Source organism: Paraburkholderia sediminicola (genome assembly GCF_046026895.1).
Lineage (GTDB): Bacteria > Pseudomonadota > Gammaproteobacteria > Burkholderiales > Burkholderiaceae > Paraburkholderia > Paraburkholderia sediminicola_C.
The window spans coordinates 1-9,344 of sequence record NZ_JAQQEU010000136.1 but is presented as its reverse complement, the minus strand read 5'-3'; the positions used below and the strand labels follow the sequence as shown (position 1 = coordinate 9,344).

Sequence of the window (9,344 nt, the reverse complement as noted above, 5' to 3'; positions counted from 1 at the left end):
AATGCACATAACGACATTGGAGGAAAAACTTCATGTTCGCCGGCTCTGACAGCGGCGGTGAGCGGGCAGCGGCGATGTACTCGCTGATCGCCACGTGCAAACTCAATGGCGTCGATCCGCGTGCTTACCTGTGCCATGTGCTGACCTGCATCGCCGATCACCCGATCAACCGCGTCGACGAATTGCTGCCCTGGCGCGTTGCCGCACACCTGCAAAATCCGCCCCAACCTGCGGTTCCGACCGGTTGAACAACAGCGGTGGACAGCACGCCCCGATCGCCCGGAACGGCTCACACGCGCTGAGCCAGTAGCCGACTGCACCTGGGACAGCGGTCCGTTACCCGGTAACGCTGAAGGGCTACCGTCGAACCTGGAAGTAGGTATCCCATTCTGCGGAGTCCGGATCGAGCCTGCGCACGATAGCCGCGTCCGCCCGCACTACCAGCCGCTCCAGCATCTCACGCTTCGTTACCGAGTAACGGCGTGCCAGCCGTGCGAGCGCGAGATCGGCTTCAGTGGTCACCCACATATCAAGCCGCCGCTCCCCGTTGCCATCGTATCCAGCTGTCGCCCGCCTTGCCCGGAAGGCGGCCTGCCGCTCCGCTGTTGTTTGCGCCATCGGTTTCTCCTCGTCGTTGTTACCCGGTAACGATATGTCTGAATTCGTTACCGGGTAACGCAAAATACCCAAAGGAGATAGCATGTCCCGCTTCACATCGCGTCGTCCAGAAAAACCCGAACGGTCCAAGCGAGGCGCTTACTAAACGCCTGCGCTTCGAACAGCAGCAGGCAGACAGGCAAGATGCGCTAGAAAAGGACAGGTTACTGTTGGAACGAGAAAAGGCCTATGCGGAACGTAGGGCCCGGCATCGAGATTTCGCGCTGCGGAAGCAAGAGTTACAGCGTGCGAGATGGGCCACCCCAACGTTCTTTGCCCTCATCGCCGCTGTAGTCGCACTCATTGGAAACATTGTCCTCGGTTTTATGAACTTGGGGGCTGAGCGCGCCAAAAACATTGACAGCTACAATTTGGAGAAGCAGAAGGCCGACTATCAGCAAAAAAACGAGCGCCAAAAGGCTAATCAGGTTCTCGCGTTCGACATGTTCAAAACGCAAGAACCACGTACGGCAGTAGATAAGCTCGTAATGTTGTTGACGCTGGGGGTAGCGGAAGCTAATTTGCCAGCGCCAATCGAAGACTTCAAATGGCTTCTGAAGCGATAGGTCGGTCGTTCCAGCTTGTTCTTTGGGAAATCCGTCCAATCCACGTTGCTGTCATCAAGGAAGCGACGAAACGCCGTCAGATCATCCGCAATGCTCGCGTACGTGGTCATCGTTGGAGTTGGAGTGGCTTCGAGGCGAGACATGATATAAACGAACGCCTCAGCCCACGGAACGCCCGCCGAATCGAGCACAACAGGAAAGAAATTGAATCCCCGCTTCACCCATCTTGGCTGACCGTCCTGCTGCGGTTCATCTGTCCGGGCTAGCTTTGGGCGACAGCAATATGCCTCCCTCGCATCAATGACAAGGGCCGCCCCGGGGTCACTCTTATCGCAGAGCTCGGTTACCAGATAGCGCGGGAGAAGAATTCGCCGTGCGCCGTTTCCATTGTGCATGTTCACCTCCTGCATCGCCCGAACCGCTCTACGCGCGTCGGATTCACCCGCGCCCGCCCGTGGACAACGACGCTGCCCACAGCACGAGGCTGTGGACAGCCACCTCCCGATGGTCGGCGGTACCGCCGTTCCCCACCGGCTCCCCGCGAGCCGAGCTTCCAGCCTGACGCGCCGCTGCGCGGCTTGCCCCACGAAGAATAATTGGGAGAGCTATTGGAACGCAGAGTGTTGGCAAATCACAAAACGACGGCACCATGTCCATTTTGCGTATACTTTCTCATGCTGGCAAGGAAGGGTTTACTTGTGCGTAAACCTCAAGGACCAGCGACCGGGAGGACTGAAAGGTGTTTAAGCCCTATTCGAACGACGACGACGTACTCAACATTCAGGGCGACGCGCTCATGGTGAGCAACGGCACCACGCGCGTAGTGCTGAACGGCACATTGGAACTGACGCGGGATCAGCGCGGATTGAAGGCGGCGCTTGCGCTGAAGGAGGCGGTGGATGCGATCGTCGCCAGCTTGCAGGCGCAAAAGAATCTGCCCGCGAAGGTGGAAGACGAGCCGGATGCGAAACCCGGCGTCGTGCAGAATCCGTTTCAATGATGCGCTAGTCAGACGCATGCGATGCCAAAGCGGGAGCACTCCTCTTGCGCACATTTCGACGCATCACGTTGATTCAGTACGCCAATATGTTTCGGCGGTTACGTTTTGTCACCAGAGCAGCGTCAACTGCTGTCCTCCGATTCACGTTAAACCGGCAGCGCTGAAACAATTCAGTCGCGACACAAGAATCCACCGGTTAAAACCAGGAGTCACATCATGAAGACGCTTTTCGCCGCTCTCGCTTCCGCTTTGCTCGTGTCGACCGCCTTTGCTCAAACGGCCGCGCCGTCCACGGCGCAACCCGCACAATCCGCGCAAACGCAGAGCGCCGGGCAAGCGAATCTGAAGGCGAGCACTGCCGTGCAAACCGGCGCGACGGACGAAGGCGCAGCCGTCACAAAGACGCCGGCCAAGACGGCGAAGGCGCATGTGAAAAAGACTTCCGTCACACACACGGCCAAAGCGCACAAGGCCGTGAAGAAAACCGCAGTGGAAACAAGCGCCGCGAAGCCTAAAACGGAGAGCGCGAAAGAGGCCAGCAATGCCCCGGCAAAAGCCGACGGCGCACAAACCGACACGACAAAGACGCAATAACACGTGATCGGTTTCGGCATGCAGCGGCCACGCGGGGTTAGTTAATCGAAGCCGAACCGTGCCGTTCAGGGAGGCGAGTCGCATGACTCGCCTTTTTTCGTTCTTCGTCCGACCGCGGAGAAAGTGGCGCTTCTGAATGCGCGCATGAATAACAGCGCGGCGCGCAACCCGTCCGCAGCACGGGCCCGAGGGTATGGGATAATGCGCGGCTTGCCCAGAGCGCGGCTCAAAAGGTTGTTCGCACGGGCGCTAGAAGGGCCTTTATTCCCGTGGCCCGCTTCCTTTCTGCGATATTTCATTACCAACCACAATGCCCGCATACCGTTCCAAAACCTCCACCGCCGGCCGCAACATGGCGGGGGCGCGCTCGCTGTGGCGCGCCACCGGCATGAAAGACGAAGACTTTTCCAAGCCGATCATTGCGGTGGTCAATTCGTTTACCCAGTTCGTGCCCGGCCACGTGCATCTGAAGGACCTCGGTCAGCTGGTCGCGCGCGAGATTGAGGCCGCCGGCGGCGTCGCCAAAGAATTCAACACCATCGCGGTCGATGACGGCATCGCGATGGGTCACGACGGCATGCTGTATTCGCTGCCGAGCCGCGACATCATCGCGGACTCGGTGGAATACATGGTCAACGCGCACTGCGCCGACGCGATGGTGTGCATCTCCAACTGCGACAAGATCACCCCCGGCATGCTGATGGCCGCCATGCGGCTCAATATCCCGGTGATCTTCGTGTCCGGCGGCCCGATGGAAGCCGGCAAGACGCGCCTCGCCAATCCCGTCACCAAGACGCTCGAGTTCAAGAAGCTCGACCTCGTGGACGCCATGGTAATCGCCGCCGACCCCGCCTATTCCGACGCCGACGTCGCCGAAGTGGAGCGGTCCGCCTGCCCGACATGCGGCTCGTGCTCGGGCATGTTCACGGCCAACTCGATGAACTGCCTGACCGAGGCGCTAGGCCTGTCGCTGCCGGGCAACGGCACCGTAGTGGCCACGCACGCGGACCGCGAGCAGCTGTTCAAGCGCGCTGGCCGCCGCATCGTGGAGCTGGCTCGCCAGTACTACGAGCAGGAGCAGGTGTCGATCCTGCCGCGTTCGGTGGGCTTCAAGGCGTTCGAAAATGCGATGACGCTGGACATCGCGATGGGCGGCTCGACCAACACGATCTTGCACCTGCTGGCAATCGCTCGCGAAGCGGAGATCGACTTCACGATGACCGATATCGATCGCCTGTCGCGCATCGTGCCGCAGCTGTGCAAGGTGGCGCCCAACACCAATAAGTACCACATCGAAGACGTGCACCGCGCGGGCGGCATCATGGCGATCCTCGGCGAGCTGGACCGCGCCGGCAAGCTGCACACGGACGTGCCCACCGTGCACGCCGCCACGCTGAAGGACGCACTGGCTCAGTGGGACATCACCCGCACCCGGGACGAAGCCGTCAAGACCTTCTACATGGCCGGCCCCGGCGGCGTTCCCACCCAGATCGCGTTCAGCCAGAACGCGCGTTGGCCCAGCCTGGACCTGGATCGCGCCGAGGGCTGCATCCGCTCCTACGAACATGCGTTCTCCAAGGAAGGCGGCCTCGCCGTGCTGACCGGCAACATCGCGCTGGACGGCTGCGTCGTGAAGACCGCGGGCGTGGACGAAAGCATCCTCGTGTTCGAGGGCTCGGCTCACGTCACCGAATCGCAGGACGAAGCGGTGGAGAACATCCTCAACGACAAGGTCAAGGCCGGCGACGTGGTGATCGTTCGCTATGAAGGCCCGAAGGGCGGCCCCGGCATGCAGGAAATGCTCTATCCGACGAGCTACATCAAGTCCAAGGGGCTCGGCAAAGCATGCGCGCTGCTGACGGATGGACGCTTCTCCGGCGGTACCTCGGGCCTGTCCATCGGCCACTGCTCGCCTGAGGCGGCAGCCGGCGGCGCCATCGGCCTCGTGCGCGACGGCGACAAGATCCGCATCGACATTCCGAACCGCACGATCGACGTGCTGCTGTCCGTTGAGGAACTCGCGCGCCGCCGCGAGGAACAGGACGCCAAGGGATGGAAGCCGGCCAAGCAGCGTCCGCGCAAGGTGTCCGCGGCTCTGAAGGCGTACGCGAAGCTGGTCATGTCGGCCGACAAGGGCGCGGTGCGCGACCTGTCGCTGCTGGACGATTGATGCTGAGGCGGGCCGCGTGCCCGTCCGCTCTTCAAAGCCGCTCCCCGGAGCGGCTTTTTTTTATGCGCGCGTTCCTTGCGACCTGGCTGGCGACTTTCTTCGCGAAGCGCACCAGCCCGCCTTCAGGCAGACAGACGCACATCGCGCCCGCGCGATTTTTTTCAGCGAACACACCAATTTTTGCGCGGCGTTTACTCGCGCAAGTCTAATCTGCAATTGTCCTGACAACCATGGCGTCAACGAACGCCACATCACATGGCACTCACGCAATCAATCGACGACTTCGCCACGCAATCGCTCAAGCAACCGTCCAAGCCGTCGCCGGTCCAGCACAACAACGTCATTCGCTTTCCGTCCACACGCGCGCTGCTGCAGGTCACGCTGCCCCACCCGCCCCACGATCACGCCGGTACGCAATTGCGCGCACTGCTTCACTCGCCGCTTGGCGTGTATGTCGTCGGCACGCATGCGTCACGGGAAGCGGTTTGCGTGCAACTCGACATCGCGTCCGAGGATCTCGACTTCACGCTGCATACGCTAATCTCCACCGTCCCCGCCGCGTTGATCGGACCGTTGAAGCGCCGCGCCAACGTCGCAAAGGCGCGCTGATCATGTACTCCGGTATCTGGTTGCCGATCGTCACCCCGCTGCGCAATGGCGAAGTCGATATCGACGCCTTGCAGCGCCTCGCGGACTACTACCTGCACACGGAGATCAGCGGTTTCGTCGCGCTGAGCACGACGGGCGAAGCGGCGCTGCTCTCACAAGCCGAGCGCCTCCGCGTTCTGCACGCACTGAGCGAGGTGATCGGCTCGCGTCTGCCGATGCTGATCGGCGTCGGCGGAGCGAATACGCGCGACGTCGTGCACGAGATGCAATGCTATGAACGCTGGGACTGCGCCGGCTATCTGATCTCCGCGCCGTCGTACGTGTGTCCCGATCAGGCTGGTGTGCAATGGCACTTCGAACAGGCCGCGCATGCCACCGAACGCCCTATCGTTCTCTACAACGTGCCGCATCGAACCGGCGTGACGATCGAGCCGGACACCGTCGCGCGGCTGGTCGAATGCGAGAACATCGTCGCGATCAAGGAGTGCGTGAAGGCGCACTTCGCTCGGCTGAGCGGCCTGCCGATCACCGTGCTATGCGGCACCGACGAAGCCTTCGACGCGTGTCTGGAGCAAGGCGGCACAGGCGGCATTCTGGCGAGCGCACATGTGTGCGCGGATCTGCTGATCTCGCTGCGGGAGTCGACCCTGAGCGGCCACGGCCACGGCCTCGACGCGCGCCATCTGTTCGCGAGCCTCTTGCCGATACTGCGCCTGCTGTTTGCCGCGCCCAATCCGTCCGCGATCAAGGCGATGCTGGCTTTCGATCATTCGCTGACCGACGAAACGCGCATGCCCATCACCCGCGCGTCGGCGCAACTCGTCGAGCGCCTGCGCATCGCGCGCGACAGGTTGCAGGATCTGCGCGCCGAATTCGCCAGCACGATGACTTAGCGCGTTGCCGTTCGGCAGCGGGTTTGCGCCGCGATGCGGTTCATGCATCGTCATCGGCCACGTTGCTTATGAACATCGCAAACCGGCCTTCATCGACGACGTGACCGGCGGTGATCGGACCGCTGTTCGTGCTCGCGGAAGCCTTGTTCGGTTTCGGCTGGCGGCCCCACCTGCGCGAAGCGATCGACGCGCAGGTGGGGCCGACGCGTATCAACGCGGACCGCGCGACCGCGCATCGCTGATAACCGGGCGCGACTCAGTTCGGCGCCAGCCGAACCAGGCGAACGCCATGCAATGCCGTCAACCCGACCGCGATCCAGATCGGGATATAAGTCGCCAATTGCGCGGCGCTCAGCGTTTCGCCGAGCAACGTGATCGACACCAGCACGAGCAACACCGGCTCGACATAACCCAGAATGCCGAACAGCGCGACCGGCAACAAACGGCTCGCCTTCAGATACGACGCCAGCGCAATCGTGCTCAATGTGCCGAGGCCCGGCAAGAGCAGGCACCACATGTCGATGCGGCCGGCGATCGACGTCAGTGAACCACCGGTGATGATGGACACGAATGCCACGGGCAACAGCAGCGTCATTTCCATCGTGAACATCGCCAGCGAATCCTCGTTGATCTTGCGGCGCAGCGCGAAGTACGGCGGATAGCCGAGCGCGACCAGCAACGTCGGCCATGAAAACGCGCCCGTCATCCACAGTTCGTGGGCGACGCCCACCGCCGCGCAAACCACCGCGAGCCACTGCAATCCGTCGAGGCGTTCGTGGTAGTAGAAGCGGCCCACCAGCACCATCGCGAGCGGCAGCAGGAAGTAGCCGAGCGACACTTCGAGCATCCGGCCATGCAGCGGCGCCCAGAGAAACACCCACAGTTGCAGGCCGAGCAAAGCCGCGCTCGCGATCATCGCCACGCCGAGCTTCGGCTCGGTCACCATCCGGTGAGCAAGCCGGCGCAGAATCGGCAGGCGCTTGCGCAACGTGACGAGCAGCAGCGCGCCCGGCACGGTCCATACGATGCGCCACGCGAAGATATCGAGTCCGCTCAGCGGCGCGAGCAGCGTTGCGTAAGCGGACAGTAAAGCGAACATTGCCGATGCGCCGACGGACAAAGCAATCCCGCGCCGGGGGTCGTACTGGTTCATTGCGCGGCCTGTTGCAGACATGTTCCGGCGTTCAGTGCGAGCAGCGGTGCCGTGATCTGCAGCCCAGCATTCGCTCGCGCGGCGTTGATTGTTGTCATTGGAAGTGGAGTCCCCACATGCGGATAGTGCAAATCAGACAAGCACCGCGCTTTCATTTTCAGTTGGCACGGCAAGCCATGCATTCTAGACGGGTTGTTCGTCGCGGGCGTCGGCGGCATTTCCGTCGCCTCGCTGCAATTTGTCCGTGCGCATCGCGCGCCGATGCACTAGAACATAACTTTCACGCGCCGCAGTCGAACCCGCGGTGTTTCAATTGACTACGCGTCGAAGCGTCGCCTTTGGCGACTCAAGCGCGAATCTTGCTAAAGAAGTCTTGCACGCTGTTGGCAACGTGGACCGCAACAGCTTTCGCAGCATCAACGAGCCGGGCCGGCACAGGCAGTCCGAAGGACCCGCCAGCCCACTCTCCCACGGCATGCTTCACCCGCGTTTCACCCCGCATGCTGCCGCCCGGCTAGCAATCCCGCTCATCCGAATGTGACTACTGGAGCCAGCATGACCCAGCCAGCCCTCTCGCACGACGCGTCACCCGATCTCCGCGCCGCCTTCGCCGCCGACGTGCGCGCCGGACTCACCCACACGCCGCAGAAAGAGCTGCCGTCGAAGTATCTGTACGACGAAGTGGGCTCCGCCCTCTTTGAAGTGATTACGGTATTGCCCGAATACGGCGTGACGCGCGCCGAAGAACGTCTGCTCGCGAAGCACGCCGCGGAGATCGTCGAGCATCTGCCGCATGACGTGACCGTCGCCGAATTGGGCAGCGGCAGCGGCCGGAAAACGCGGCGCATTCTTGAAGCATTGTGTAAAAAGCGCCCCACTTCTTACTGCCCGATTGAAATTTCGCGCAGCGCATTGCAATTGTGCAGACGCGAATTGGGCGACATCGAGCGGATCTCGATCGTCGGTTATGAACGCGATTATCTGGCCGGTCTCGCCGAAGTGAGCAAGCAGCGCGCGGCGGACGAACGGTTACTCGTTCTGTTCCTTGGCAGTACGATCGGTAATTTCGGCAGACTCGCGGCGACGCGCTTCCTGCACGAAATCCGCACTATGCTCGCGCCGGGCGACGCGCTATTGCTCGGCACCGACCTCATCAAGCCGACGCCAGTGCTAGTGGCCGCCTACGACGATTCGATCGGCGTGACCGCCTCGTTCAATCTGAATCTGCTCGCGCGCATCAACCGCGAACTGGACGGCGATTTTCCGCTCGACGCGTTCGAACACGTCGCGCGCTTCAACCCGGACGCGCGCAGCATTGAAATGCATCTACGGGCGAAGCGCGATGTCACGGCGCATGTCGGCGCCGCGCAATTGAGGGTGTCGCTCGAGCAAGGTGAAACGATCTGGACCGAGAGCAGCCACAAATATCGCGCGGACGAAATGCCGGCGGTGGCTGGCGGCGCGGGCTTCGTGTGCAGTCATCAGTGGATCGAAGAAGAATGGGGCTTTGCGGAAAGCCTGCTGGTGGCGCAATAGGCCTATCATCACCCGCACTAACGACAAAGGCGGCGCGCCATCGTATTGATTTGGGGGCCGCCGGTTTTTTTTTTTAACGCGGGGGGGGGGGGGGGCTTTTTTTTTAAAAAGCCCCGGTTCAACCCCCCCCGCCGACGCACCCGTGCGGCGGCGGCTGCCGCGCTCT

9 protein-coding genes and 2 pseudogenes are annotated in these 9,344 nt (G+C 61.9%); 8 read left to right on the top strand and 3 right to left on the bottom strand.

Going from position 1 to position 9,344, the window contains the following annotated elements; genetic code table 11:
• Positions 1-20 precede the first annotated feature (20 nt).
• A pseudogene (locus tag PQR02_RS38655) lies at positions 21-248 on the top strand (transposase domain-containing protein); the annotation flags it as partial.
• Between the two features lie 109 nt (positions 249-357).
• On the opposite strand, the gene PQR02_RS38650 reads toward PQR02_RS38655, so the two are convergent.
• On the bottom strand, positions 358-528 hold the full coding sequence (locus tag PQR02_RS38650) for a hypothetical protein (RefSeq protein ID WP_408243096.1): 171 nt from the start codon (positions 526-528) through the stop codon (positions 358-360).
• Positions 529-896: 368 nt separating this feature from the next.
• Positions 897-1,262, bottom strand: coding sequence for a hypothetical protein (locus PQR02_RS38645; protein ID WP_408243095.1), 366 nt, complete (start codon positions 1,260-1,262; stop codon positions 897-899).
• 700 nt (positions 1,263-1,962) lie between these two features.
• Here PQR02_RS38645 and PQR02_RS38640 point away from each other — a divergent pair.
• From PQR02_RS38640 to PQR02_RS38615, 6 genes and pseudogenes are all read left to right on the top strand, one after another.
• Positions 1,963-2,223 (top strand): hypothetical protein, encoded by a 261-nt coding sequence (locus tag PQR02_RS38640; protein WP_408243094.1) that lies wholly within the window; start codon positions 1,963-1,965, stop codon positions 2,221-2,223.
• A gap of 216 nt (positions 2,224-2,439) precedes the next feature.
• A complete protein-coding gene (locus PQR02_RS38635) occupies positions 2,440-2,817 on the top strand; it encodes a hypothetical protein (protein ID WP_408243093.1) in 378 nt (125 codons plus the stop codon).
• Positions 2,818-3,127: 310 nt separating this feature from the next.
• Entirely contained in the window at positions 3,128-4,987 is a 1,860-nt protein-coding gene (gene ilvD / locus PQR02_RS38630) for a dihydroxy-acid dehydratase (RefSeq protein WP_408243092.1), read from the top strand.
• Between the two features lie 255 nt (positions 4,988-5,242).
• Positions 5,243-5,596 carry a hypothetical protein gene (locus tag PQR02_RS38625; protein ID WP_408243091.1) on the top strand — a complete coding sequence of 118 codons (354 nt, stop codon included), beginning with the start codon at positions 5,243-5,245 and terminating at the stop codon, positions 5,594-5,596.
• Positions 5,597-5,598: 2 nt separating this feature from the next.
• Positions 5,599-6,489 (top strand): 4-hydroxy-tetrahydrodipicolinate synthase family protein, encoded by an 891-nt coding sequence (locus tag PQR02_RS38620; protein WP_408243090.1) that lies wholly within the window; start codon positions 5,599-5,601, stop codon positions 6,487-6,489.
• A gap of 52 nt (positions 6,490-6,541) precedes the next feature.
• A pseudogene (locus PQR02_RS38615) lies at positions 6,542-6,731 on the top strand (hypothetical protein); the annotation flags it as partial.
• 14 nt (positions 6,732-6,745) lie between these two features.
• Here PQR02_RS38615 and rarD read toward each other — a convergent pair.
• Positions 6,746-7,642, bottom strand: coding sequence for an EamA family transporter RarD (gene rarD / locus PQR02_RS38610; protein ID WP_408243097.1), 897 nt, complete (start codon positions 7,640-7,642; stop codon positions 6,746-6,748).
• Positions 7,643-8,197: 555 nt separating this feature from the next.
• On the opposite strand from rarD, the gene egtD reads away from it, so the two are divergent.
• Entirely contained in the window at positions 8,198-9,178 is a 981-nt protein-coding gene (gene egtD, locus PQR02_RS38605; protein WP_408243089.1) for an L-histidine N(alpha)-methyltransferase, read from the top strand.
• The last annotated feature ends 166 nt before the right edge of the window (positions 9,179-9,344 follow it).